The organism is Tepidimonas fonticaldi (genome assembly GCF_001675355.1).
In the GTDB taxonomy this organism is placed as follows: domain Bacteria; phylum Pseudomonadota; class Gammaproteobacteria; order Burkholderiales; family Burkholderiaceae_C; genus Tepidimonas; species Tepidimonas fonticaldi.
Window position 1 is genome coordinate 235622 of sequence record NZ_LZDH01000056.1, and the last position, 25480, is coordinate 261101.

Below are 25480 nucleotides of genomic sequence, written 5' to 3' on the forward strand. Positions count from 1 at the left end.
GGTAAGGACGGTCAAGCCGTGGACGCGCCGCGGGGCGCACCTGGGCGACAATCGCCGCATGGCCCCGACACCCCCTGTTCCCCTGGCCGAACGGCTGCGCCCTCGCACGCTCGCGGAGGTGGTCGGCCAGGCGCATCTGCTCAGCCCCGGCATGCCGTTGCGGCTGGCGTTCGAAAGCGGCCGGCCGCACAGCTGCATCCTATGGGGCCCGCCGGGCGTGGGCAAGACGACGCTGGCGCGCCTGATGGCGCAGGCGTTCGACGCCCAGTTCATCGCCATCAGCGCGGTGCTGGGCGGCGTCAAGGACATCCGCGACGCGGTGGAGCGCGCCGAGGCCGCGCGCCACGGGCTGCATCCCCAGCCGACGCTCGTTTTCGTCGACGAGGTGCACCGCTTCAACAAGGCGCAGCAGGACGCCTTCCTGCCGCACGTGGAAAGCGGCCTGTTCACCTTCGTCGGCGCCACCACCGAGAATCCGAGCTTCGAGGTCAATGCCGCGCTGCTGTCGCGCGCCACGGTGTATGTGCTGCAGCCGCTGGCGGAAGCCGACCTGCAGGCGCTGATCGACCGCGCGCAGGAGACCGGCGAAGTCCCGGCCCTGGCCCCCGCGGCGCGGCAGCGCCTGGTGGCCTATGCCGACGGCGACGCGCGCCGGCTGCTCAACACCTTGGAGACGCTCGCCGTTACCGCCCGCGCGCAGGGCCGCGCGGAGGTGGACGAAGCCTGGCTGCTGGCGACGCTGGGCGAGCGGCTGCGCCGCTACGACAAGGGCGGCGACCAGTTCTACGACACCATCAGCGCGCTGCACAAGAGCGTGCGCGGCAGCGACCCCGATGCGGCGCTGTACTGGTTCGTGCGCATGCTGGATGGTGGCGTGGACCCGCGCTACGTCGCGCGCCGGCTGGTGCGCATGGCCACCGAGGACGTCGGGCTGGCCGACCCGCGCGCGCTGCGGCTGGCGCTGGACGCGGCCGAGACCTACGAGCGACTCGGCAGCCCGGAAGGCGAGCTGGCGCTGGCGCAGGCGGTGGTGTACCTGGCCGTGGCGCCGAAGAGCAACGCCGTCTATACCGCCTACAAGGCCGCGCGCACCTTAGTGGCGCGCGACGGCACACGCGCGGTGCCGTTGCACCTGCGCAATGCGCCCACGGCGCTGATGCGCCAGCTCGACCATGGCCGTGGCTACCGCTATGCGCACGACGAGCCGGACGCGTTCGCCGCGGGCGAGCGCTACTTCCCCGACGGCATGGCCGAGCCGCGCTTTTACGAGCCGGTGCCGCGCGGGCTGGAGCTGCGCATCGGCGAAAAGCTCGCCGAGCTGCGCCGGCGCAACGCCGAGGCGCGTGCGGCGGCGGCTGGTGCGCCGCCGGTCGGTAAGTAGCATTAGAGTTTCTAATGCGTTTGGAGTTGCATTGATAGGGATTCTGGTTTTCCCCGGGTGGGCGCGGAAATTGCCGGGTAAACCCTAGGGTTCGGCGGGTCAGCTAGGGCAAACACGCACCGGTTGGCGAAAAACCCTTCGCTACAATCCGCCCAGTCTGAACCCGCCCCAAGGCCGCACCCAGGCCGGAACTGGCGGGTTTTTTGCTAACCCGGTCGGCCAGCAGCCACCGGGGTGGTGGTTCCTCACAACGGAGAGCTCTCATGGATGTTTTGCTACAGCAGATCATCAACGGTCTGGTGCTGGGCAGCATGTACGCGTTGGTGGCGCTTGGCTACACCATGGTGTACGGCATCATCGGGCTGATCAACTTTGCCCATGGTGACGTGCTCATGATCGGCGCGCTGACCAGCTGGACGATCATCGTCCAGGCCCGCGAGGCCGTGCCCGGCATGCCCGGCTGGGCTTTGCTGGTTCTGGCTGCGTTGATCTCGATGGCCGTTTGCGCGGCGATCAACTTCTCGATCGAAAAGCTGGCCTACAAGCCGCTGCGCAACTCCCCGCGTCTGGCGCCGCTGATCACCGCCATCGGCATGAGCATCCTGCTGCAGACGCTGGCGATGATCGTGTGGAAGCCCAATCCCAAGTCGTACCCGACGCTGTTGTCGAGCGAGCCGTTCAACCTGGGCGGGGCGGTCATTTCGCCCACGCAGGTGACGATCCTGGCCACCACCGCCATCGTGCTGTCGCTGCTGATGTTCATGGTCAACAAGACCAGCCTGGGCCGGGCCATGCGCGCCACCGCCGAGAATCCGCGCGTCGCCGGCCTGATGGGCATTCGGCCGGACGTGGTGATTTCGGCCACCTTCATCATCGGGGCGATGCTGGCGGCCATCGCCGGCATCATGTGGGCGTCCAACTACGGCACGGTGCAGCACTCGATGGGCTTCATGCCGGGGCTCAAGGCCTTCGTGGCGGCGGTCTTTGGCGGCATTGGCAACCTGGCCGGCGCCGTGGTCGGCGGTATCTCGCTCGGCCTGATCGAATCGCTGGGGGCGGGCTACCTGGGGCCGCTGACGGGCGGCTTCCTGGGCAGCCAGTATTCCGACATCTTCGCCTTCATCGTCCTGGCCATCGTCCTGACGCTGCGGCCGTCGGGCCTGCTCGGCGAGCGGGTGGCCGACCGCGCCTGATGCGCCCGGACAGGAGATGCTGACATGAGCCAATCCAAAACCTCTTCCAAGCTGGTCGTCTTTGCCCTGGCGGCCATCGGCCTGCTGGTCCTGCCGCTGCTGCTGCAGGCCACGGGCAGCAACTCGTGGGTGCGCATCGTCGATGTCGCGTTGCTGTACGTGATGCTGGCGCTGGGCCTGAACATCGTGGTGGGCTACGCCGGCCTGCTGGACCTGGGCTTCATCGCCTTCTTCGCGGTCGGTGCCTACCTCTACAGCCTGCTGGCCTCCAGTCATCTGGCGGACAACTTCCCCGCGATTGCGGCGATGTTCCCCAACGGCATCCACCTCAGCTTCTGGATCGTCATCTTCCTGGCCGCCATTCTGGCCGGCATGACCGGGCTGATGCTGGGCTACCCCGTGCTCAAGCTGCGCGGCGACTACCTGGCCATCGTGACGCTGGGCTTTGGCGAGATCGTGCGCATCTTCATGCTCAACCTGGACCGCCCGATCAACCTGACCAACGGGCCCAAGGGGATTGCCGGTGTCGATGCGGTGACGGTCTTCGGCCACAACATGGGGCAGCGGCTGACCATATCGCTCGGGGACTGGTCCTACACCTTCGAGTCGGTGACGCTGTACTACTACCTGATCCTGTTCTTCGTCGTGATGACGGTGATCATCGCGCACCGCATGGGCAACTCCCGCATCGGGCGCGCGTGGATGGCCATCCGCGAAGACGAGATCGCCGCCAAGGCCATGGGCATCAACACCCGCAACCTCAAGCTCGCGGCCTTCGGCTCCAGCGCCACCTTCGGCGGCGTCGCGGGCGTGCTGTTTGCCTCGCTGATGCGTGGCGTCTACCCGGAATCGTTCATCCTCATGGAGTCGGTCATGATCGTCGCCATGGTCGTGCTGGGCGGTCTGGGCCACATTCCGGGCGTGATCCTGGGGGCGCTGCTGCTGGCCGGCTTGCCGGAGCTGCTGCGCCACCTGGCCGGTCCGCTGCACTACCTCACCGACGGACGGCTGGCGCCCGAGATCCTGCGCCAGCTGCTGATCGCGCTGGCCATGATCATCGTGATGCTGCTGCGCCCGCGCGGCCTGTGGCCCGCGCCCGAGCACGGCAAGGCGCTGAGCAAGTGAGGAGCACCCCATGACAGACACCATCCTGAAAGTCAGCGGCGTCTCCAAGCGCTTCGGCGGCCTGCAGGCGCTCTCCGACGTCGGCATCGAGATCAAGCGCGGCCAGGTCTATGGCCTGATCGGCCCCAACGGCGCCGGCAAGACGACCTTCTTCAACGTGCTGACGGGGCTGTATACGCCCGACAGCGGCTCGTTCGAGCTGGCGGGTCAGCCCTACACGCCCACCGCCGTGCACGAGGTCGCCAAGGCCGGCATCGCGCGCACCTTCCAGAACATCCGGCTGTTTGCCGAGATGACGGTGCTGGAAAACGTCATGGTCGGCCGCCATGTGCGCACGCGCTCGGGTATCTTCGGCTCCATCCTGCGCACGCGCAGCTTCAAGGCCGAGGAAAAAGCCATCGCCGAGCGTGCGATGGAGCTGCTCGAGTACGTCGGCATCGCCAAATACGCCGATTACAAGGCGCGCACCCTGTCCTACGGCGACCAGCGCCGGCTGGAGATCGCGCGCGCTCTCGCCACCGACCCCAAGCTGATCGCGCTGGACGAGCCGGCCGCCGGCATGAACGCGACCGAGAAGGTGCAGCTGCGCGAGCTGATCGACCGTATCCGCGCCGACGGGCGCACCATCCTGCTGATCGAGCACGATGTCAAGCTGGTCATGGGCCTGTGCGACCGCGTCACCGTGCTGGATTACGGCAAGCAACTCGCCGAGGGCACGCCGGCCGAGGTGCAGAAGAACCCCAAGGTGATCGAGGCCTACCTGGGCACCGGAGGACACTGAGATGGCGAACACCCTGTTGAAAGTCACGGGCCTGAAGGTCTCGTACGGCGGCATCAAGGCGGTCAAGGGCATCGACCTGGAGGTGCGCGAGGGCGAGCTGGTCACCCTGATCGGCTCCAATGGCGCGGGCAAGACCACGACCATGAAGGCCATCACCGGCATGTTGCTGTCCGAAGGCGGCGACATCGTCTACCAGGGCCAGTCCATCCGCGGGGCCGGATCGTGGGATTTGGTCAAGCGCGGGCTGGCCATGGTGCCGGAGGGGCGCGGCGTCTTCACCCGCATGACCATCACCGAAAACCTGCTGATGGGTGCCTATGTGCGCACCGACAAGGCCGAGATCCAGCGCGACATCGAGCGCATGTTCGAGCTGTTTCCGCGCCTGAAGGAGCGCCGCGACCAGCTCGCCGGCACCATGTCCGGCGGCGAGCAGCAGATGCTGGCCATGGCGCGCGCGCTGATGAGCCGCCCCAAGCTGCTGCTGCTGGACGAGCCGTCGATGGGCCTGTCGCCGATCATGGTGGACAAGATCTTCGAGGTGGTGCGCGACGTGCACGCGCAGGGCATGACCGTGCTGCTGGTGGAACAGAACGCCCGCCGCGCGCTGCAGGTGGCCGACCGCGGCTATGTGATGGACTCGGGCGAGATCATCATGCACGGCGAGGCCAAGGCCATGCTGGACGACCCGAAGGTGCGCGCCGCCTACCTGGGCGAAGCGGCCGTCTGACGGCCCGCCGATGCGGGCACGGCGGCCCCCGGCGTGGGCCGCCTACAATCGAGGGTTTTGCGGTGTGGGCCGCAAAACCCTTTGTTTTTTGCATCCCGGTGGTGCCATGACCGATTCCGTCCATCCCGCGCCCGTCGAGGCCCCGAGCGAAAACCAGCTCATCGCCGAGCGCCGCGAAAAACTCCAGGCGCTGCGTGCCGCTGCCGGGCAGGGCGCCGGGCCGGCCTTCCCCAACGACGTGCGGCCGCAGCACACGGCCGAGGCCCTGCAGGCCGAATACGGTCACATGAGCAACGAGATGCTCGAGCCGCTGCAGGCCCGCGTCAGCGTCGCCGGGCGCATGATGCTCAAGCGCGTCATGGGCAAGGCCAGCTTTGCCACCGTGCAGGACGCCTCCTTCGGCCCCACCGGCGGGCGCATCCAGCTCTACCTCACCAAGGACGCGCTGGGCGAGGCCGCCTACGACGCCTTCAAGCACTGGGATTTGGGCGACATCGTCTATGCCGAAGGCACGGTGTTCAAGACCCGCACCGGCGAGCTGTCCGTCAAGGCCGACCGGCTGCGTCTGGTGGTCAAGAGCCTGCGCCCGCTGCCGGACAAGTTCCACGGCATCCACGACCAGGAGCTGAAGTACCGCCAGCGCTATGTCGACCTGATGACCGATGTCGCGGCGCGCGAGCGCTTCGTCGCGCGCAGCCTGGCCGTCACGGCCCTGCGCGAGTTCATGGTGCAGCACGGCTTTCTGGAGGTGGAGACGCCCATGCTGCACCCCATCCCCGGGGGGGCGAACGCCAAGCCCTTCGTCACCCACCACAATGCGCTGGATCAGGAGATGTTCCTGCGCATCGCGCCGGAGCTCTACCTCAAGCGCCTGCTGGTGGGCGGCTTCGACCGTGTGTTCGAGATCAACCGCAACTTCCGCAACGAGGGGATCAGCGTTCGCCACAACCCCGAGTTCACCATGATGGAGTTCTATGCGGCGTACTGGAACCACGTGGATTTGATGGCGTTTACCGAGCAGCTCATCCGCCACGTGGCCCACACGGTGTGCGGTGGCGGCCGGCTCGTCTACCAGGGGCGGGACGTGGACCTGGATGCGCCGTTCGAACGCCTGACCATCCGCGAGGCGATCCTCAAGCACACCGAGGCGGGCGAGCGCGTGGACGATCCGGCCTGGCTGCGCGAGCAATTGCGTCGCCTGGGGCTGGACCCCGTCAAGGAACGGCTGGACAGCCGCAGCTTGGCCGGTCTGCAGGTTCTGTACTTCGAAGAGACGGTGGAGGACAAGCTCTGGCAGCCGACCTTCATCTGCAACCACCCCACCGAAATCTCGCCGCTGGCGCGCGCCAGCGACACCGATCCGACGATCACCGAGCGCTTCGAGCTCTACATCACCGGGCGGGAAGTGGGCAACGGCTTTTCGGAGCTGAACGATCCCGAGGACCAGGCCGCGCGCTTCCACGCCCAGGTGGCCAACAAGGACGCCGGCGACGACGAGGCCATGTACTTCGACGCCGACTACATCCGGGCGCTGGAGTACGGCATGCCGCCGGCAGGCGGCTGCGGGGTGGGCATCGACCGGCTGATCATGCTGCTGACCGACAGCCCCAGCATCCGCGACGTGATCCTGTTCCCGGCCCTGCGGCGCGAGGGCTGATCCCCGGGCGGATCAGGCGTACGCGCGCAGCGCCTGGCGCATCTTCTTCATGGCCGCCGCCTCGATCTGGCGGATGCGCTCGGCGCTCACGCCGTACTCATCGGCCAGCTCCTGCAGCGTGGCGCCACCGGTGCCATCGTCGTTGACCTGCAGCCAGCGCGCCGTCACGATGCGGCGCGAGCGCTCGTCGAGCTGCGCCAGCGCATGCTCGATGCCCTCCGAGCCCAGGCGCTCGCGCTCGCGCGCCTCCAGCACCGCGGTGGGCTCGTGGCGGTGGTCGGCCAGGTAGGCGATCGGGCCATAGGCTTCCTCCCCATCCTCGTTGGGCAGGGGGTCCAGCACCACGTCCGCGCCACCCAGGCGGGTTTCCATCTCGATCACGTCCTCGCGGCGCACGTTGAGCTCGCGCGCCACGACATCGATCTCGGCCTCGGACAGGCGCTCGCGCGCCGCATCCTCGTCCAGCGCATCGGCCTTGAAGCCCCGCTTGAGCGAGCGCAGGTTGAAAAACAGCTTGCGCTGGGCCTTGGTGGTGGCCACCTTGACCATGCGCCAGTTGCGCAGGATGAATTCGTGGATTTCGGCCTTGATCCAGTGCACCGCGTAGCTGACCAGCCGCACGCCCTGGGCGGGGTCGAAGCGCTTGACCGCCTTCATCAGGCCGATGTTGCCCTCCTGGATCAGGTCCGCCTGGGGCAGGCCGTAACCCAGATACTGGCGCGAGATGGCCACCACCAGCCGCAGGTGGGACATCACCAGCTTGCCGGCGGCCTCCAGGTCCTGGTGCTGGCGCCAGCGCTGGGCGCAGTCGCGCTCCTCGTCCGCGCTGAGCAGCGGAATGCGGTTGACGGCGCTGATGTAGGCGTCCAGGTTGCCCAGCGGGGGCAGCGTCAGCGACGTGCTGGACCACGACGCCGCGGGCGCGGCGTGGGACGCAGGTGTGAGGGCAAGGGACATCGCGGTCATGGGCTCTCCTCTCCTGGATCGGTCATCATGTTAGCACTCTCTTGGATCGAGTGCTAAATGCGAAGTTCCCTCTCCGGCGCCCGCTCGCGGCGACGTGGGCCGCCCTGGGGTGGGCTTTGGCTGCTTGACGGCCGGCGGCCGATCGGAAACCATCCCGCCATCATGGCGATGCGTTTTGTCGGCCGTTGGTGTGCGGGGCGCGCGGGGTGGCGGGGGCTGCCCCGGGCGGTGCTGGGTGCGGGGCTGGCCCTGGCGCTGGCGGCAGCTCCAGCGCGGACGGCCGTTGCGGAGCCGGCCCGTCTGCGTGCCGAGGCGGTGGCCACCGGGCTGGAGCACCCCTGGGCGCTGGCGTTTTTGCCGGATGGGCGTTTTTTGGTCACCGAGCGCCCGGGGCGCTTGCGCGTGGTCGAGGCCGACGGCCGCCTGGGCGCGGCGATCGCGGGTCTGCCGCGGGTGGATGCAGCGGGGCAGGGCGGCTTGCTCGATCTGGTGCTGGACAGCGACTTTGCCCGCAACCGCACCCTGTATTTCTGCTACGCGGAGCCGGATCCCCAGGGCCGCGGCAATTCCACCGCCCTGGCGCGCGCGGTTCTGTCGGCGGATACGACCCGGTTGCAGGATCTGCGGGTGATCTTTCGCCAGCAGCCGCGCGTCGCCAGCCGCCTGCACTTCGGCTGCCGCATCGTCGAGGCGCCCGACGGCACCCTGTTTCTGACGCTGGGCGAGCGCTACCACCGCATGGCCGATGCGCAGACGCTGGACAACCACCACGGCAAGATCGTGCGAGTGACCAAGGGCGGCGCTGTCCCGCCCGACAACCCGCTGGTGGGCCGCGCAGGCGCCTTGCCCGAGATTTGGAGCTGGGGCCACCGCAATCCGCAGGGGGCCACCTGGGGCCCCGACGGCCGGCTGTGGATGCATGAGCACGGCCCGCAGGGTGGCGACGAACTGAACCGCCCCGAGCGCGGCGGCAACCACGGCTGGCCGGTCGTGACCTTTGGGGAGCAGTACGGCGGCGGGCGCATCGGCGAAGGCACGCACAAGCCCGGCATGGTGCCACCGCTGTACCACTGGACGCCGTCGATCGCGCCCTCCGGCATGGCGTGGCTGACCAGTGACCGCTACGGCCCGGCTTGGCGCGGCCACCTGTTCATCGGCGCGCTGCGCGGCCAGCACCTGGTGCGGCTGGAGCTGGACGGCACGCGCGTGGTGCGCGAGCACCGCCTGTTGACCGAACTGGGCGAGCGCATCCGCGATGTGCGTCAGGGGCCGGACGGTTGGCTGTATGTGCTGACCGACGCGCCGGACGGGCGGCTGCTGCGCCTGCGCCCCACGCCCTGAGCCACGGTCTGGGTGCCAGCGTGGGGGTCCACCGGGCGTGGCAAAGGGCGCATCCTGGCGTAGACTGTCCGCCTGGGGCCGGCAGGGTGTCGGCCCCAACCGTCTGGAGTCGTCCCATGCGCATTCTGTCCCTTCGTCTCGCCACGGGTTTGATCACCGGCGCCACGGCGCTGGCCCTGGCGGCCAGCCCGGCCTGGGCCGCCACTGCGGCCGATGGCGCAGGCCCCACCTGCCACGCGGCCGCGGCCCAGAAGAAGCTGGCGGGCGCCGCCAAGACGTCGTTCCTGAAAAAGTGCGAACAAGACGCCCAGACCGCCTGCGACGCCCGGGCGGCAGAAAAGAAGCTGGCCGGCGCGGCCAAGACCAGTTTCACGCAGAAATGCCTGCGCGACGCCGTGGGCCAGGCACCGCAGTGAAGCGGGTGAGCGCTGCCGGCGAGAGGGGCCATCCATGTCCGTGTTGACGCTGCAGCAGGCCGTGCGTGCCAACCCCGTGCTGGCCGATGTGGCCGAGCGCGCCTGGGTGTCGCGGCGGCTGCTCCAGCGGGTGGCCGTGCATTTGCCCCCCCTGCTGCGCGAGCGGGTGACCGCCGGGCCGTTGGAGGATGGGGTGTGGTGCCTGCTCGCAGCCAACCCGTCGGTGGCGGCCAAGGTGCGGCAGCTCGCGCCGGTGTTGCTGGCGGCGGCCCGCTCCGCAGGCGGCGAGGTGCAGACCCTGCAGGTGCGGGTGCAGGGGCGCGAGGCGTCCTGAGTGCCCGTCCGGTAGCCCCGGGCAGGCGGGGCTACAATGCCCGCACTGTCGGTCCCGGGTGCGCAAGCCCCCGGGCTGCGCGTCATGGCGCTTCGCCGCTGGCGGAGCGATCCGAGAATTGCTTGAGCCGCGCCTGCCCCCGGGCGGTCGCGCGGCGGGGTTTGTATGGCCATCCCGTTCCTGACCAAGATTTTCGGCAGCCGCAACGATCGGCTGCTCAAGGGTTACCGCAAAACGGTGGCGCGCATCAATGCGCTGGAGCCGACGTTCGCCGCGCTGAGCGACGAGCAGTTGCAGGCCAAAACGGCCGAGTTCCGCCAGCGGCTGGCCAACGGCGAGTCGCTCGACGCCCTGCTGCCCGAGGCGTTTGCCACGGTGCGCGAGGCCAGCAAGCGCGTCATGAAGATGCGCCACTTCGACGTGCAGCTGATGGGCGGCATCGCGCTGCACCAGGGCAAGATCGCCGAGATGCGCACCGGCGAGGGCAAGACGCTGACGGCCACGCTGCCGGTGTACCTCAACGCCCTGACCGGCAAGGGCGTGCACGTCGTCACCGTCAACGACTACCTGGCCAGCCGCGATGCCCAGTGGATGGGCAAGCTCTACCAGTGGCTGGGCCTGAGCGTGGGGGTCAACCTGCCCCAGATGCCGCGCGAGCAGAAGCAGGCCGCCTACGCCGCCGACATCACCTACGGCACCAACAACGAATACGGCTTCGATTACCTGCGCGACAACATGGTGTACGAGGCGCGCGACCGGGTGCAGCGCGGCCTGAACTACGCCATCGTCGACGAGGTGGACTCCATCCTGATCGACGAGGCGCGCACGCCGCTCATCATCAGCGGCCAGGCCGAAGACCATACGGAGCTGTACCAGCGCATCAAGACGCTGGTGCCGGCCCTGACCCGGCAGGAGGGGGAGGCCGACCCCCGCACGGGCGAGGGGGTGATCAAGCCCGGTGACTTCACGCTCGACGAAAAGTCGCACCAGATCCACCTGACCGAGCAAGGGCACGAGCACGCCGAGCAACTGCTGGCGCGCGCCGGTCTGCTGCCCGAGGGCGCGTCGCTGTACGACCCGGCCAACATCACCCTGCTGCATCACCTGGTGACGGCGCTCAAGGCCCAGCACCTGTACCACCGCGACCAGCATTACGTGGTGCAAAACGGCGAGATCGTCATCGTCGACGAGTTCACCGGCCGCCTGATGGTGGGGCGGCGCTGGAGCGACGGCCTGCACCAGGCGGTGGAGGCCAAGGAGGGCGTGGCCATCCAGCCCGAGAACCAGACGCTGGCCTCGATCACGTTCCAGAACTACTTCCGCCTGTACAGCAAGCTGGCCGGCATGACCGGCACGGCCGACACCGAGGCGTACGAGTTCCAAGAGATCTACGGACTGGAAACGGTGGTCATCCCGCCCAACCGGCCCAGCCAGCGCCGCGACGAGCAGGACCGCGTCTACAAGACCACCGCCGAGAAGTACCGGGCCGTCATCGCCGACATTCGCGACTGCCACGAGCGCGGCCAGCCCGTGCTGGTGGGCACCTCGTCGATCGAGAATTCCGAGGTCATCTCCCAACTGCTGCAGCGCGAGGGGCTGCCGCACGAAGTGCTCAACGCCAAGCAGCACGCGCGCGAGGCCGAGATCATCGCCCAGGCCGGCCGCCCCGGCGCGATCACCATCGCCACCAACATGGCCGGCCGCGGCACCGACATCGTGCTGGGCGGCAACCTGGAAAAGATGATCGCCGCCGTCGAGGCCGATGCGTCCCTCGACGAGGCCACGCGCGCCCAACGCATCGAGGCGTTGCGCTCGCAGTGGCAGGCCGACCACGAGAAGGTCAAGGCCCTGGGCGGCCTGCGCATCATCGGTACCGAGCGGCACGAAAGCCGCCGCATCGACAACCAGTTGCGCGGCCGTGCCGGCCGTCAGGGCGACCCGGGTTCCAGCCGCTTCTACCTGAGCCTGGACGATCCGCTGATGCGCATCTTCGCCGGCGACCGGGTGCGCGCCATCATGGACCGCCTCAAGATGCCGGAAGGCGAGGCCATCGAAGCCGGCATCGTCACCCGCTCCATCGAGAGCGCGCAGCGCAAGGTCGAGGCGCGCAACTTCGACATCCGCAAGCAGTTGCTGGAGTACGACGACGTCGCCAACGACCAGCGCAAGGTCATCTACCAGCAGCGCAACGACATCCTCGATGCCGAGGACCTGTCGGCGCAGGTCGCGGCGCTGCGCGAGGGCTGCTTGACCGATCTGGTCCGCCAGTACGTGCCGGCCGGCAGCGTGGAGGAACAGTGGGACGTGCCCGGCCTGCAACAGGCCCTGGCCGAGGAGTACGGGCTGGCCGTCGATCTGGTCGGCGAGCTGGAGCGCGCCGAGGCCATGGACGACGAGGACATCGTGCGCCGGGTCGTCGAGGCGGGCCACGCCGCCTACGAGGCCAAGGTGGCGCTCGCGGGCCGCGCGGCGTTCACCCCCTTCGAGCGGGTGGTGCTGCTGCAAACCCTGGACAGCCACTGGCGCGACCACTTGAGCGCGCTGGACTACCTGCGCCAGGGCATCCACCTGCGCGGCTATGCGCAGAAGCAGCCCAAGCAGGAGTACAAGCGCGAGGCGTTCCAGCTCTTTGCGCAGATGCTCGATGGCGTGCGCAACGAAGTCACGCGCGTGCTGATGAATGTGAAGGTGCAATCGCCCGAGCAGGTGAGCGACGCCGCCGAGCGCCTGGAGCAGGACGCCGAGCGCCTGAGCAATGTCACTTACACCGCACCCACCGAAACCGGCGAGGCCGAAACCACCGCCGATCAGGGGCTGCTCAACAAGGCGGGGGGCGCCGCCCTGCCGCGCGTGGGCCGCAACGACCCGTGCCCTTGCGGCAGCGGCAAGAAGTACAAGCACTGCCATGGGCGGTTGAGCTGACCGGCATCTGTGGGCCTTGGGCGACGCGCACCCCGGACATACGGGGTGGAGTAGGGAATACGCGGTCTTGCGCGCCCACCGTCCCGCGTTACACTCCTGACGGAACCGCGAGCAATCGGGAGGCCATGTGATGCGTTTGCAGAACTTGACGATCGGGGTGCGGCTGGCGTTGGCCGTCGGCGTGATGGCCCTGGGGATGCTCATCACGGCGGGGGTGTTGCTGGGCACCAGCGCCTGGCTGGTGGCGCCCAAGACCGCGCAGGCGGAGCGGGCGAACGAACTGGCCGTCACCGCGACCGAGTGGGGCCAGTTGGCCGATGTCCAGAACCAGCGTCAGGTCATCATCGCCCGCTTCGGGGTGCAGAATCCCGAGCTCAAGCGGGCCGTCCAGGCCAACATCGAGAAGTCGCACGAGCGCGTCAACGATCTGCAGGAAACCTTGAGCCGCCAGATCCGCCAGACCGGGCAGGTGGCGGCATTCGAACAGGCGGGCAAGGTCCACGATGACTATCTGGCGCTGCGTGATCAGCTCTCCCGCGCGATCGAGTCCGAGGACCTGCCCGCCATCGAGCGGCTGATTCCGCAGGTTCAGCAAAAGGGGGAGGCCTACACCCAGGCGGTCGGGGCGCTGGCCCGCGGGCTGCAGCAGGAGGCCAAGCAAGCCCGGGACGATGTGGAAGCCGCTGAGCGCGTCACCGAGTATGCGGTGCTGGCGGTGATCGCCGCGGCGCTGGCGGTGGGGGCGCTGCTGGCCGTGGGCATCGTGCGCAGCATCACCCGGCCTCTGCATGAGGCGGTGGCCCTGGCCGAAGCCGTGGCGCAGGGGGATTTGACCCGGCCCATCCAGGCCCGCTCCAGCGACGAGGTGGGCCGCCTGCTGCAGGCTCTGTCGCGCATGCAGGCCGCGCTGGTCGAGGCGGTCGCGCGCATCCGCCAGGCGGCGACCAGTGTGGACCACGGCGCCGCCGAAATCGCCGCCGGCAACCAGGACCTGTCCGCACGCACCGAAAGCGCCGCGTCGAGCCTGGAGCAAACCGCCTCCAGCATGGAGGAGCTGACCGAAGCCGTGCGCCACAGCGCCGAGGCGGCCCGCACCGCCAACCAACTGGCCAGTCAGGCGGCGCAGACCGCCCGCGAAGGGGGGCAGGCGGTGCAGGAAGTGACCCGGTCGATGCAGGGGATCGAGACCGCCAGCCGCAAGATTGCGGACATCACCAACGTCATCGATGGCATTGCTTTCCAGACCAACATCCTGGCGCTGAACGCGGCGGTCGAAGCGGCCCGCGCGGGCGAGGCGGGCCGCGGTTTTGCCGTGGTGGCGGGCGAGGTGCGCCAGCTGGCCCAGCGCAGCGCCCAGGCGGCCAAGGAGATCAAGTCGCTCATCGAAGACAGCGTGGCCCGGGTGCAGCAAGGGGGCACGCAGGTGCAGCACGCGGGCCAGACGATGGAGCAGATCGTCCAGGGCATCCAGCGGGTGGCGGACATGATTGGCGAGGTGGCCGCCGCAGCCAACGAGCAAAGCGAAGGGATCGGGCAGGTCAACGCCGCAGTGGGCCAGTTGGACCAGGCCACCCAACAGAATGCAGCGCTGGTCGAGCAGTCCGCCGCCGCCGCACAAAGCCTGCGCCAGCAGGCCGACAGCCTGTTGCGCGTGGTGTCGCAGTTCCGCACCGGGGCGGGCGACGGCGGGCCCGGCCGGTTGGTCGAGGCGTCCCCGGCCCGCGTGGAGCCGGCGGCCCAGCACATCCCCGCGCCGACGCGCCCGGCGTCCCGGCCCGCGCTCGCGCCCGCAGCCCCCAAGCCGTCGCCCGCTCGGGTGGCTGCGCCGGCGGGGGCGTCCAAACCGCGTTCCACCCCGGCCGCCGCCCCCTTGCCGCCCGCCGCGACGGGCAGCGCGTCGGCCAAGGCCGACGATGGCGATTGGGAAACCTTCTGACCACCTGACCACCTGACCGCTGCGGGGGTCCGGGGCGGGGGTCCGGGGCGGGGGCCGCTACGCCATCGGCTACGATAGAGGCATGGCTGTACAGTACACACCCCCGGGCGCTGCTGACCTGTTGCCCGTGCCCGGCCTGCGCCTGGGCGTGGCCGAGGCGCACGTGCGCAAGCCCAACCGCAAGGATCTCACCGTCATGCTGCTCGACGAAGGCAGCGCGGTGGGCGGCGTCTTCACCCGCAACCGCTACTGCGCCGCGCCGGTGCAGGTCTGCCGCGAGCACCTGGCTGCGGGGCAGGGCATCCGCGCGCTGGTGGTCAACACCGGCTGCGCCAACGCCGGCACCGGCGAACAGGGTCTGATCGACGCGCGCGCGGTCTGCATCGCGCTGGCGCAGCGGCTCGGCGTGGCGCCGCAGCAGGTGTTGCCGTTTTCCACCGGCGTCATCATGGAGCCGTTGCCGGTCGAGCGCATCGTGGCGGGGCTGCCGGCGGCGCTGGCCGACGCGGCGGACGATGGCGCGCACTGGCTGCGCGCCGCCGAAGGCATCATGACCACCGACACCGTGCCGAAGGCCGCCAGCCGGCGCGTCACGATCGACGGCGTGCCGGTGACGGTGACCGGCATTGCCAAGGGCGCCGGCATGATCCGGCCGAACATGGCGACGATGCTGGGCTTCGTGGCCACCGACGCGCCGGTGGCCCCGGAGCTGATCGGGGAGCTGGCCCGCCGCGCCGCCGACGGCTCGTTCAACCGCATCACGGTCGATGGCGACACCTCCACCAACGATTCCTTCATCGTGATGGCCACCGGGCGCGCGGCCCTGCCGCGCATCACGTCGCTGGACAGTCCCGCCGGCCAGGCCCTGCAGGCGGCGGTCACGGACGTCGCGCGCGAGCTGGCGCACGCCATCGTGCGCGACGGCGAGGGGGCGACCAAGTTCATCACCGTGCGCGTGGAGGGCGGGCGCGACGCCGAGGAATGCCTGAAGGCCGCCTACGCCATCGCGCACTCGCCGCTGGTCAAGACCGCCTTCTACGCCAGCGACCCCAACCTCGGCCGCATCCTGGCGGCGGTGGGCTACGCCGGCATCGAGGACCTGGACCAGGGGCGCATCGAGCTGTTCCTGGACGACGTGCACGTGGTCACCCGCGGCGGGCGTCACCCGGCCTACCGCGAGGAGGACGGCCAGCGCGTGATGAAGCAAAGCGAGATCACCGTGCGCGTGGACCTCGGGCGCGGCACGGCCGCGGAGACCGTGTGGACGTGCGACCTGAGCCACGACTACGTCAGCATCAACGCCGACTACCGCAGCTGAGCCCCTTGAGCCGATGAACGAACGATTCGAACGGTTGCTGGCGCGCGCCGAGGCGCTGATCGACCGCATCGAGGCCATCCTGCCGCAGCCGCTCTGCGCCCCCGATTGGAGTGCCTCGGTGGCGTTCCGCTACCGCAAGCGCGGGGCGCACGGCGTGCTGGAGCCGGTGCGGCACGTGGCCGCGATCCGGCTGGACGACCTGCAGGCCATCGACGACCAGAAGGCCAAGGTGCAGCGCAACCTGGAGCGCTTCGTGCGCGGGCTGCCGGCCAACAACGTGCTGCTGACCGGTGCGCGCGGCACCGGCAAGAGCTCGCTGATCAAGGCCTGTCTGAACGCCTACGCCGGGGAGGGCCTGCGCCTGATCGAGGTGGACAAGGCCGACCTCACCGACCTGCCCGACATCGTCGAGGTGGTGGCGCCGCGGCCGGAGCGCTTCCTCGTCTTCTGCGACGACCTGAGCTTCGAGGAGGGCGAGCCGGGCTACAAGGCGCTGAAGTCGATCCTCGACGGCTCGGTGGCCGCCGCCAGCCCCAACGTGCTGATCTGCGCCACCAGCAACCGCCGCCACCTGCTGCCGGAGAAGATGCGCGACAACCTCGCCGCCACCTACGGCGACGACGGCGAACTGCACCCGGGCGAGGCGGTGGAGGAGAAGGTCTCGCTGTCGGAGCGCTTCGGCCTGTGGGTGAGCTTTTACCCGTTCAGCCAGGACGAATACCTGGCCGTGGTGCGGCAGTGGCTCGCCGCCTACGGGGTGCCCGAGGCGCAGTGGGACGAGGCGCGCCGCGCCGCGCTGGTGTGGGCGCTGGAGCGCGGCGCGCGCAGCGGGCGCGTGGCCTACCAGTTCGCGCGCGACTGGGCGGGTCGCACGCCAACGGAGGGGGCATGACCGCGCCCGCCGCGCCGGCGCCGGACGAGGTGCTGGTGGTCGATGCCGACCGGCCGCGCGCGCCCGGCCCGCGCCCGGTGGTGGACGTGGCGGTCGGCGTGCTGTTCGACCGCGACGGGCGCTTTCTGCTGACCACGCGCCCACCCGGCAAGGCCTACGCCGGGCACTGGGAGTTCCCCGGCGGCAAGGTAGAGCCGGGCGAGACGGTGGAGCAGGCGCTGCGCCGCGAGCTGCAGGAAGAGATCGGCGTGACGATCGGGTCGGCGCACCCGTGGCGCGTGCTGGAGGCCGACTACCCGCACGCGCGCGTGCGGCTGCACGTCTGCCGCGTGTTCGACTGGCGCGGCGAGCTGCAGATGCACGAGGGGCAGGCGTTTGCCTGGCAGACGCTGCCGGTGACGGTGACGCCGGTGCTGCCCGGCACGTGGCCGCTGCTGCGCTGGATGGCGCAAGAGGGTGGCCCCGAGACCGCTCAGGCCAACGCCTGATCCGTTCACCGGAACAGGTGGCGGGGAATCCACCACAGGTAGAACACCATCCCCACCAGCTCCACCAGCGATTGCAGGACGATGATCAGGGCGACCACCTCCCACCCCGGGGGCAGGGCGAGGGCGAACGGCAGCACGACGAAGGAGTTGCGTGTGCCCAGACTGAAGGCGAGCGTTCGGCCCTGATCGCGCGGCAGTCGCATCAGGCGGGCCAGCACCTTGGCGATGGCCCCGCTCAGCAGCAGAAAGACGACGAAGACGGGGACGACCCCGGCCAGCGAGCCGAAAGCGTCCCAGGCCGCATGGGCCTGGACACCCGCAATCAAAAACACCACCACGGCCAGCAGCGGAACCGGCCACCACACCAGCCGTTTCCGCCACGCATGCCGGGTGGGCGGCCGGGCTTCGATCCAGCGCTCCGACGCGGCCGCCAGCAGCAGGGCCACGGCCACGACGCCCAGGGCGGGCGCGATGTCCGTCAATCCCCACCCGACGAGGGGCTGCGCATCCAGCAGCAACCACAAATACACCGGCAGCAGCGCCAGTTGGAGCAGCAGGTTGATGGGGGTGGTCGCGATGGCGCGTGCGACATTGGCCCCGCCCAGTTGGCTGAAGGTGATGAACCAGTCGGTGCAGGGCACGAGCAGCACCATCGCCACGCCCAGGCGCACCGCGGGGTCGGGCGGCAGCCCCGCGAGCAGCACCGCCACGACCACCGGCAAGACGACGAAGTTGCCCACCAGCATCGCCGCGATGAAGCGGTGGTCGCGAAACGCATCGCGCACGTGCCACAGCGGCACCTGCACGAAGGTCACATACAGCAGCAGTGCCAGCGTGGGCCACAGGCACGCCTCCAGCACGGGGGCGGTGTCGGGCCAGGCGCCGCCGGTGAACAGGCCCGCCGCGATGGCCGCCGCATAGATCCCAACCTGCCGGCGTTCGAGGGTGAGGCGGTTCACGGCGCGGCCCGCGCGATCACGAGGGGAGGCGGCCGTCGGACAGCTCGCCCGGATCGGGGGGTGTCGGGTCGGGCACGCGAAAGCGCTCGCTGGCCCAGGCGCCCAGGTCCAGTTGCTTGCAGCGCTCGCTGCAAAAGGGGCGCCAGGGGTTGTCGGGTGCGTAGCGCGACGGTCCCCCGCAGGCAGGGCAGGTGACGGTGCGGGCGGCAAAGGGCTGCGTCATCGGGGCGCTGGCCGGCATCAGGCACACAGGTGGACTTCGAACTCGGCCTCGGCGTCGGCGGCGTGCTCCAGCCGTCCGTCGTCGGTGCGCCGCAGCAGCCGCACCGAAAACAGCAGCCGGTTGCCGCTGATTTCGGGAATCAACTGCAGCGCGGGGTCCAGCCACACGCGCAGCAATTGGAAGGTGCGGCTTTGCGGCAGGCTTTGCTGGTATTGGCCGTGCGTGGCGTAGACCTTTTGCGCCAGACCCGATTCGCGCAGCAGCCGCAGCAGCAGATGCACGGGCTCGGCCAGGCAGGCGATCTCGCCCGCCCAGCGGGCCAGGTCGGCCTGCCGCTGCTCGACCGGACGGTGTTGCCAGTCGTGGTAGGCGGGCAGGTCGAACTCGCAGGTGCCGCCGGGGATGGCGATGCGGTTGCGTATGGCCGTCAGCCACTCGATGCCGGCTAGCGAATGGCCCGCCTTGCCCTCGTCGTCGCGCAGGGCCGCATAGCAGGTGTCGATGCGGGCGATGAACTGGTCCAGCGCCGCCTCCGAGATGGCGGGGTTGCCCCGATAGCCGTTGAAGATCTGCTTGTGGCGCTCCAGGTCTTTCAGGATCTCGGTTTTGAGGTCGGCGCGGGCGCCGACGTCCACGATCTCGAACAGCGTCTGGATCGCGTAGTGGTGATCCAGCGGGTGCGTGCGCGCCACCAGTTCGGCGAGCCGCCGCAGCAGGTGCTCCAGACGCAGATAGGTGCGGATGCGCTCGTTGAAGGGGTATTCGTACAGGATCACGCGGGCATCATAGCGGCAATCCCCGCGCTTCCCACGCGCGCCGCACGCGCTCGCGCAGGGTGTCCAGATCGACGTCGTCGTTGTCGATCACCACGTCGGCCGCGGCCAGCCGTTGGGCCCGGCTGGCCTGCTGGGCGAGCACGGCCAGCACCTGCTCACGCGGCCAGCCGTTGCGGGCCATGACGCGGCGGATTTGCGTCTGCGGCGTGCAGTCGACCACCCACACCCGGTCGCAGCGCTGCCGCCATGCCGCCGACTCCACCAGCAGCGGCAGGTCCAGCACGATGGCGTCGGCCGTGCAGGCGGCGATGCGGCGGTCGATCTCGGCCCGCACCAGGGGGTGGACGATGGCCTCCAGCCGCGCCTTGGCGTCGGCGTCGCTGAACACCCGCGCGCGCATGCGGTCGCGGTCCAGCGCACCCGCAGGCGTGATGAAGGCATCGCCGAAGGCCTGCCGGATCGGCTCGATCGCGGCGCCGCCCGGCGCGGTGCTGGCGCGGGAGATGGCGTCCGCATCCACCACGGTCGCGCCCAGCGCGGCGAGCATGGCCGCGACCGTGCTTTTGCCGCTGCCGATGCCGCCGGTCAGCCCGATGCGCAGGGGCGTGCCCATCACAACCCCAGCGCGCCCAGCAGGCGCTGCGGCCCCACCCCCCACACCAGCAGACCGCCAAAGGCCAGAAAGGGCCCGAAGGGCACGTAGCGGCCTTCGCGCAGGGCGTTGGAAGCCTTCATGAGCAGCCCGACGACGGCGCCCAGGGCCGAGGCCACCAGCACCAGCGGGATCAGCGCGGACCAGCCCAGCCACGCTCCCAGCGCGGCCAGCAGTTTGAAGTCACCGTAGCCCATGCCCTCCTTGCCGGTAAGCAGCTTGAATGCCCAGTAGACGCTCCACAGCGACAGATAGCCGGCAACGGCGCCCCACAGCGCATCGGGCAGCGCAACGCCGCTCAGGCCGGTGGCCGCGGCGATCAGACCGGCCCAGACCAGCGGCAGCGTGATGTCGTCCGGCAGCAGCGTCGTGTCCCAGTCGATGAAGGCCAGGGCCAGCACGGCCGCCATGAAACCCCACCACGCGACGGTGGCCGCGCCGGCCCCGTGGCGGGCAAACACCAGGGCGAAGGCCAGACCGGTCAGCCCCTCGACCAGCGGGTACCGCCAGGAGATAGGCGCTGCGCACGCCGCACAACGGCCGCGCAGCGCCAGCCAGCTCAGTACCGGAATGTTGTGGTACCAGCGGATGGGGGTGTGGCACGCCGGGCAGTGCGAGCGCGGCGCCAGCAGGTCGTAGCGTTCCGGGGCTGGGGCGGCCGCATCCCCGGTGCCGCCTGCGGCGGGCGCTTGCAGCGCGGCGCATTCGGCCGCCCAGCGGCGCTCCAGCATGCGCGGCAGGCGGTGGATCACGACGTTGAGGAAGCTGCCGACGATGAGCCCCAGCACGGCAGAGACGACCCAGCCCCATGGCTCTGGCAGGGTGGCAAAGTAGGTGGTGGCCATGTCCGCAGTGTAGTGGCTGCGGAAGTCCAGCCCTGCGCTCAGGCGGTGAGCAGCCCGCGCCGTTCGATGAACGCCACCACCTCGTCCACGCCTTGCAGGGTCTTGAGGTTGGTCATCACCCAGGGACGGCGCTGCGGGTCGGGCCGCATGCGGGCGGTGTCGGCGGCCATCACGTCCAGGTTGGCGCCGACGTGGGGGGCGAGGTCGGTCTTGTTGATGACGAACAAGTCGCTCTTGGTGATGCCGGGGCCGCCTTTGCGGGGAATTTTTTCGCCGGCGGCGACGTCGATCACGTAAATCGTCAGGTCGGACAGCTCCGGGCTGAAGGTGGCGGCCAGGTTGTCGCCGCCGCTTTCGACGAACACGATGTCGGCGTTGGGGAACTGGCGCAGCATGCGGTCGATGGCCTCCAGGTTGATGGAGCAGTCCTCGCGGATGGCGGTGTGCGGGCAGCCGCCGGTCTCCACGCCGAGGATGCGCTCCGGTGGCAGCGCGCCGCTGAGGGTGAGCAGGCGTTGGTCTTCCTTGGTGTAGATGTCGTTGGTGATGGCGACGAGGTCCCAGCGGTTGCGCATCGCCTTGCACAGCATCTCCAGCAGCGTGGTTTTGCCGGAGCCGACCGGCCCGCCGATGCCGACGCGCAGCGGGGGCAGCCGTTTGGTGCGGCCGGGGATGTGGTGCAGGGCGGCAGCGGGGGGGACGAGGGGGGCGTTCATGAGCGGAAGAGGCGCGAGTACTGGGCTTCGTGGCGGCTGGACAGCACGCCCAGCCCGGGGGTATAGGCCTGCAGGGCCAGTGGGTCGGCGTCGTGGCTGCGGCGGCACGCGTCGTCGACGGCGGCTGGGATCTGCTGGACGAGCCGGCGCAGGATGCGCTGGCCGGCGGCCTGGCCCAGGGGAACGGCTTTGATGGCCGCCTGCACGGCGTTTTCCGCCCACCCGAAGGCGATGGCCGCCAGCGCATCCGCAAGCGGCGTGTCGGGATGGGCCTGCACGGCCAGGGCCATCCCCAGGGCGACCGGCTGGGTCGGGGGCGTGGGGTGGGGCCACCAGCCGGCCGGGCGCGCATCCAGGCTGTCCAACCAGGCCCACAGCCCGTGGCCGATCTGTTCGGTTTGCAGCCGCAGCTCGGCGGTCTCGCGGCTGTGCCGCACCCAGTCGTCCAGTGCCCGCAGGGCGGCCGCATCCCCCGCGCGCGCGGCGGACCAGGCGCGGGCCGTGGCGGGCAGATCGGCGCGGGCGAGGCTCAGGTGCAATTGATCCTCGATCCAGTCGCCGGCGCTGGCCTCGTCATGCACCCAGCCGGCCTCCACCGCCGCTTCCAGCCCCTCGGAATACGAGAAAGCGCCCACCGGCAGGGCGGGCGAGGCCAGCCAGAGCAGGGGCAAAAGGGTCGATGAGGCGGCCACGGGCGGGGTGCTCACGGCGGGGGCAGGTTGTGCGGGTGGCCGTGGGTGTGTTCGTGGGAATGCCCGTGGCGATGCCCATGGGAGTGAGCGGCATAGGCCCCGGCTTCGGGTTCGAACGGCTCCCGTGTTTTGGTCACGATCAGGTGCATCTGCCGCAGCATGTCGGCCAGCACCGGGTCGGGTTCGAGCTTCAGGTGATCGGCTTGCACCTCCAGCGGCACATGCCGGTTGCCCAGGTGGTAGGCCGCGCGCAGCAGGTCCAGCGGGGTGCCGTGTTCGGGGCATGGGGTCACGCGCAGGACGGGCTGGGCGGCCGCCTGCACGCGCAGCAGCGCCCCGTCCTCGGTGAGCAGCACATCCCCGCCGCGCAGCACCGTGCCGGGTGCCAGAAACACCCCCACCCGGCGCCCGTGCGAGTCGTCGCAGTCGAAGCGGCTTTTCTGGCGCTGATCCCAGTCCAGGCTGATCCAGGCGCTGCGGTCGAGCAGGGCGGGGGCCAGGCCCTGGCCACGGGGGATGAGGCGGGCGGCGGTCAACATGGCGGCGTTCAGAACAGGCAATAGCGCTGGGCCAGCGGCAGCTCGGCGGCGGGCTCGCAGGTCAGCAGCACCCCGTCGGCGCGCACGGCGTAGGTCTGCGGGTCGATGTCCATGCGCGGCGCGTAGTCGTTGAGCACCATGTCGCGCTTGCCGATGGTGCGGCAGCCCTGCACGGCCACCAGCGGTTTCTGCAGGCCGTAGCGCTGGCCGATGCCCGCGGCCAGCCCGGCCTGGGACACGAAGGTCAGCGACGTTTTGTGCAGGGCTCCGCCGAAGCTGCCAAACATCGGCCGGTAGTGCACCGGCTGCGGCGTGGGGATGGAGGCGTTGGGGTCGCCCATGGCGGCGGCGGCGATCATGCCGCCCTTGAGGACGAGCGCGGGCTTGATGCCGAAGAAAGCCGGCTTCCATAGCACCAGGTCGGCCCATTTGCCCACCTCCACCGAGCCGACGATGTGGCTGACGCCGTGCGCAATGGCGGGGTTGAGGGTGTATTTGGCGATGTAGCGCTTGACGCGGAAGTTGTCGTTGCGGTCGTTTTGCTCCACCGGCTCGTCGCGGCCCGGCGTGGGGGGCAGCCAGCCGCGCTGCACCTTCATCTTGTGCGCGGTCTGCCAGGTGCGGCAGATGACCTCGCCCACCCGGCCCATGGCCTGGCTGTCGCTGCTCATGATGCTGATGGCGCCCAGGTCGTGCAGGATGTCCTCGGCGGCGATGGTTTCCTTGCGGATGCGGCTTTCGGCAAAGGCCAGGTCCTCGGCGATGGAGGCGTCCAGGTGGTGGCACACCATCAGCATGTCCACGTGCTCTTCCAGCGTGTTGACGGTGTAGGGCCGCGTGGGGTTGGTGGAGGAGGGCAGCACATTGGCTTCGCCCACCACCTTGAGGATGTCGGGCGCGTGGCCGCCGCCCGCGCCTTCGCAGTGGAAGGTGTGGATGGTGCGGCCCTTGAAGGCGGCGATGGAGTCCTCCACGAAGCCGCTTTCGTTGAGCGTGTCGGTGTGGATGCAGATCTGGGTGTCGGTCTGCTCCGCCACGTCCAGGCAGGCGTCGATGGCGGCCGGGGTGGTGCCCCAGTCCTCGTGCAGCTTCATTCCGATGGCGCCGGCCTCCACCTGCTCCATCAGCCCCTGCGGCTGGCTGGCGTTGCCCTTGCCCAAAAAACCCAGGTTCATGGGGAAGGCATCCGCCGCCTGCAGCATGCGCTCGATGTGCCACGGCCCTGGCGTGCAGGTGGTGGCGTTGGTGCCGGTGGCGGGGCCCGTGCCGCCGCCCGTCATGGTGGTGATGCCGGACATGAGCGCCTCTTCGATCTGCTGCGGGCAGATGAAGTGGATGTGGCTGTCGTAGCCGCCGGCGGTGACGATCAGGCCTTCGCCGGCCAGGATTTCGGTGCCCGGGCCGATGACGATGTCCACGCCCGGCTGCACGTCGGGGTTGCCGGCCTTGCCGATGCCGACGATGCGGCTGTCCTTGACGCCGATGTCGGCCTTGACGATGCCCCAGTGGTCCACGATGAGGGCGTTGGTGATGACCAGATCGACCGCGCCCTGGGCGCGGCTGCGCTGGCTCTGGCCCATGCCGTCGCGGATGGTCTTGCCGCCACCGAACTTGACCTCCTCCCCATAGCCGCCGGCTTGCAGGGTGTGGTCGCGCTCGACTTCGATGACCAGGGCGGTGTCACCCAGGCGCACCCGGTCGCCCACGGTGGGGCCGAACATCTCGGCATAGGCGCGGCGGGAAATGCTGGCCATCACAACGCTCCTTGCACCAGGCCGCGAAAGCCGTACACGGCGCGGGCGCCAGCGTAGTCCACCAGTTCGACGGTGCGCTGCTGGCCGGGCTCGAAGCGCACCGCAGTGCCGCTGGCGATGTTCAGACGCATGCCGCGCGCGGCGGCGCGGTCGAACGACAGCGCGGCATTGGTTTCGGCAAAGTGGTAGTGCGAGCCGACCTGGATGGGGCGGTCGGCCGTGTTGACCACCACCACGGTGACGGTGCGCCGCCCGGGGTTGAGCGGGTGCTCGCCCGCGTCGATGAAAAGCTCGCCGGGGATCATGGGCGCTCCCTCATTTGCGGGTGAACCAGATGACCGCACCGATGGCCGCGGCCAGACCCACGAAGCCCAGCACGTCGGTGGCGTGCCAGTGGGCGCCGGGCAGGCCGTGGCCCTCGTGTGCATGGGCCGCGTGGGTCAGCCAGGTCAGGGCCGGGGCGAGCAGGCGGGGGAGCTTGGCGGTGAAGGGCATATCGGGGCTCCTGGAGCGGTTCAGACGATGGGCTGGTGCACGGTGACGAGCTTGGTGCCGTCGGGGAAGGTCGCCTCGACCTGGATGTCGGCGAGCATCTCCGGCACGCCCTCCATGACGTCGGTGCGGCTGAGCACGGTGCGGCCTTCGCTCATGAGCTCGGCCACCGTCTTGCCGTCGCGGGCCCCTTCCATCACATAGGCGCTGATCAGGGCCACCGCCTCGGGGTAGTTGAGCTTGAGCCCGCGCGCGCGCCGACGCTCGGCCAGCAGCGCGGCGGTGAAGATGAGCAGCTTGTCTTTGTCGCGGGGGGAGAGTTCCATGCGCTGGCTCTTGCAATATGCGTGCCTTG

The 25480-nt window shown here is 69.8% G+C and carries 27 protein-coding genes; 14 read left to right on the top strand and 13 right to left on the bottom strand.

Translation table 11 applies throughout. From position 1 onward, the window contains the following. Positions 1-58 precede the first annotated feature (58 nt). The 6 genes from A9O67_RS06875 (at position 59) to lysS (ending at position 6864) form a co-directional block, all read left to right on the top strand. Positions 59-1381 (top strand): replication-associated recombination protein A, encoded by a 1323-nt coding sequence (locus tag A9O67_RS06875; RefSeq protein WP_068608731.1) that lies wholly within the window; start codon positions 59-61, stop codon positions 1379-1381. 263 nt (positions 1382-1644) lie between these two features. Beyond that, positions 1645-2574: a branched-chain amino acid ABC transporter permease gene (locus A9O67_RS06880; RefSeq protein ID WP_068608733.1), complete on the top strand. Its 930-nt coding sequence runs from the start codon at positions 1645-1647 to the stop codon at positions 2572-2574. A 24-nt stretch (positions 2575-2598) separates the two neighbouring features. Continuing rightward, on the top strand, positions 2599-3699 hold the full coding sequence (locus tag A9O67_RS06885; protein ID WP_068608735.1) for an ABC transporter permease subunit: 1101 nt from the start codon (positions 2599-2601) through the stop codon (positions 3697-3699). 10 nt (positions 3700-3709) lie between these two features. Next, positions 3710-4480 (top strand): ABC transporter ATP-binding protein, encoded by a 771-nt coding sequence (locus A9O67_RS06890; RefSeq protein WP_068608737.1) that lies wholly within the window; start codon positions 3710-3712, stop codon positions 4478-4480. 1 nt (position 4481) lies between these two features. Continuing rightward, the gene (locus A9O67_RS06895) at positions 4482-5207 is read left to right on the top strand and encodes an ABC transporter ATP-binding protein (RefSeq protein ID WP_068608739.1); all 726 of its coding nucleotides are present in this window, start codon (positions 4482-4484) and stop codon (positions 5205-5207) included. 106 nt (positions 5208-5313) lie between these two features. After that, positions 5314-6864, top strand: coding sequence for a lysine--tRNA ligase (lysS, locus tag A9O67_RS06900; protein ID WP_068608741.1), 1551 nt, complete (start codon positions 5314-5316; stop codon positions 6862-6864). 12 nt (positions 6865-6876) lie between these two features. On the opposite strand, the gene rpoH is transcribed toward lysS, so the two are convergent. Further along, entirely contained in the window at positions 6877-7830 is a 954-nt protein-coding gene (gene rpoH / locus A9O67_RS06905) for an RNA polymerase sigma factor RpoH (protein ID WP_068608743.1), read from the bottom strand. A 168-nt stretch (positions 7831-7998) separates the two neighbouring features. Here rpoH and A9O67_RS06910 point away from each other — a divergent pair, with 168 nt between their 5' ends. From A9O67_RS06910 to A9O67_RS06945, 8 genes are all read left to right on the top strand, one after another. Further along, positions 7999-9171, top strand: a complete 1173-nt coding sequence (locus A9O67_RS06910; protein WP_082955499.1) for a PQQ-dependent sugar dehydrogenase — start codon at positions 7999-8001, stop codon at positions 9169-9171. A gap of 116 nt (positions 9172-9287) precedes the next feature. Further along, positions 9288-9587 carry a hypothetical protein gene (locus A9O67_RS06915; protein ID WP_143969558.1) on the top strand — a complete coding sequence of 100 codons (300 nt, stop codon included), beginning with the start codon at positions 9288-9290 and terminating at the stop codon, positions 9585-9587. Between the two features lie 34 nt (positions 9588-9621). Next, a complete protein-coding gene (locus tag A9O67_RS06920) occupies positions 9622-9921 on the top strand; it encodes a DciA family protein (protein ID WP_068608745.1) in 300 nt (99 codons plus the stop codon). Positions 9922-10086: 165 nt separating this feature from the next. Then, positions 10087-12843 (top strand): preprotein translocase subunit SecA, encoded by a 2757-nt coding sequence (gene secA, locus A9O67_RS06925; RefSeq protein WP_068608747.1) that lies wholly within the window; start codon positions 10087-10089, stop codon positions 12841-12843. A 130-nt stretch (positions 12844-12973) separates the two neighbouring features. Then, complete coding sequence (locus A9O67_RS06930) at positions 12974-14779, top strand: methyl-accepting chemotaxis protein (RefSeq protein ID WP_082955432.1); 1806 nt, start codon at positions 12974-12976, stop codon at positions 14777-14779. An 82-nt stretch (positions 14780-14861) separates the two neighbouring features. Next, a complete protein-coding gene (gene argJ / locus A9O67_RS06935; RefSeq protein ID WP_068608749.1) occupies positions 14862-16097 on the top strand; it encodes a bifunctional glutamate N-acetyltransferase/amino-acid acetyltransferase ArgJ in 1236 nt (411 codons plus the stop codon). A 13-nt stretch (positions 16098-16110) separates the two neighbouring features. Then, positions 16111-16989, top strand: coding sequence for an ATP-binding protein (locus A9O67_RS06940; protein WP_068608751.1), 879 nt, complete (start codon positions 16111-16113; stop codon positions 16987-16989). After that, positions 16986-17477: an NUDIX domain-containing protein gene (locus A9O67_RS06945; RefSeq protein ID WP_068608753.1), complete on the top strand. Its 492-nt coding sequence runs from the start codon at positions 16986-16988 to the stop codon at positions 17475-17477. Before A9O67_RS06940 ends, A9O67_RS06945 begins: the two co-directional genes overlap by 4 nt. A 5-nt stretch (positions 17478-17482) precedes the next feature. Here the strand turns inward: A9O67_RS06945 and A9O67_RS06950 are convergent, their stop codons facing one another. Genes A9O67_RS06950 through A9O67_RS07005 form a run of 12 tightly spaced genes read right to left on the bottom strand, consistent with a single transcriptional unit; the run spans position 17483 to position 25451 of the window. Beyond that, the gene (locus A9O67_RS06950) at positions 17483-18436 is read right to left on the bottom strand and encodes a bile acid:sodium symporter (protein WP_068608755.1); all 954 of its coding nucleotides are present in this window, start codon (positions 18434-18436) and stop codon (positions 17483-17485) included. A gap of 16 nt (positions 18437-18452) precedes the next feature. Then, the gene (locus A9O67_RS06955) at positions 18453-18677 is read right to left on the bottom strand and encodes a DNA gyrase inhibitor YacG (protein WP_156682275.1); all 225 of its coding nucleotides are present in this window, start codon (positions 18675-18677) and stop codon (positions 18453-18455) included. Next, positions 18677-19435, bottom strand: coding sequence for a cell division protein ZapD (zapD, locus tag A9O67_RS06960; protein ID WP_068608757.1), 759 nt, complete (start codon positions 19433-19435; stop codon positions 18677-18679). The genes A9O67_RS06955 and zapD overlap by 1 nt, the downstream gene beginning before the upstream one ends. Positions 19436-19442: 7 nt before the next feature. After that, positions 19443-20048 (bottom strand): dephospho-CoA kinase, encoded by a 606-nt coding sequence (coaE, locus tag A9O67_RS06965; protein WP_068608760.1) that lies wholly within the window; start codon positions 20046-20048, stop codon positions 19443-19445. Further along, the gene (locus A9O67_RS06970; RefSeq protein ID WP_068608762.1) at positions 20048-20932 is read right to left on the bottom strand and encodes a prepilin peptidase; all 885 of its coding nucleotides are present in this window, start codon (positions 20930-20932) and stop codon (positions 20048-20050) included. Before A9O67_RS06970 ends, coaE begins: the two co-directional genes overlap by 1 nt. Before the next feature lie 38 nt (positions 20933-20970). Further along, on the bottom strand, positions 20971-21648 hold the full coding sequence (ureG, locus tag A9O67_RS06975; RefSeq protein ID WP_068608764.1) for an urease accessory protein UreG: 678 nt from the start codon (positions 21646-21648) through the stop codon (positions 20971-20973). Further along, the gene (locus tag A9O67_RS06980) at positions 21645-22355 is read right to left on the bottom strand and encodes an urease accessory protein UreF (RefSeq protein WP_231960253.1); all 711 of its coding nucleotides are present in this window, start codon (positions 22353-22355) and stop codon (positions 21645-21647) included. The genes ureG and A9O67_RS06980 overlap by 4 nt, the downstream gene beginning before the upstream one ends. Beyond that, entirely contained in the window at positions 22352-22879 is a 528-nt protein-coding gene (gene ureE, locus A9O67_RS06985; RefSeq protein WP_068608766.1) for an urease accessory protein UreE, read from the bottom strand. The genes A9O67_RS06980 and ureE overlap by 4 nt, the downstream gene beginning before the upstream one ends. 8 nt (positions 22880-22887) lie before the next feature. Beyond that, complete coding sequence (gene ureC / locus A9O67_RS06990; protein ID WP_068608768.1) at positions 22888-24633, bottom strand: urease subunit alpha; 1746 nt, start codon at positions 24631-24633, stop codon at positions 22888-22890. Then, entirely contained in the window at positions 24633-24938 is a 306-nt protein-coding gene (locus A9O67_RS06995; protein WP_068608770.1) for an urease subunit beta, read from the bottom strand. The genes ureC and A9O67_RS06995 overlap by 1 nt, the downstream gene beginning before the upstream one ends. A gap of 10 nt (positions 24939-24948) precedes the next feature. Continuing rightward, positions 24949-25128 carry a hypothetical protein gene (locus tag A9O67_RS07000; RefSeq protein ID WP_068608771.1) on the bottom strand — a complete coding sequence of 60 codons (180 nt, stop codon included), beginning with the start codon at positions 25126-25128 and terminating at the stop codon, positions 24949-24951. A 20-nt stretch (positions 25129-25148) separates the two neighbouring features. Beyond that, on the bottom strand, positions 25149-25451 hold the full coding sequence (locus A9O67_RS07005) for an urease subunit gamma (protein ID WP_068608773.1): 303 nt from the start codon (positions 25449-25451) through the stop codon (positions 25149-25151). Between the last annotated feature and the right edge of the window lie 29 nt (positions 25452-25480).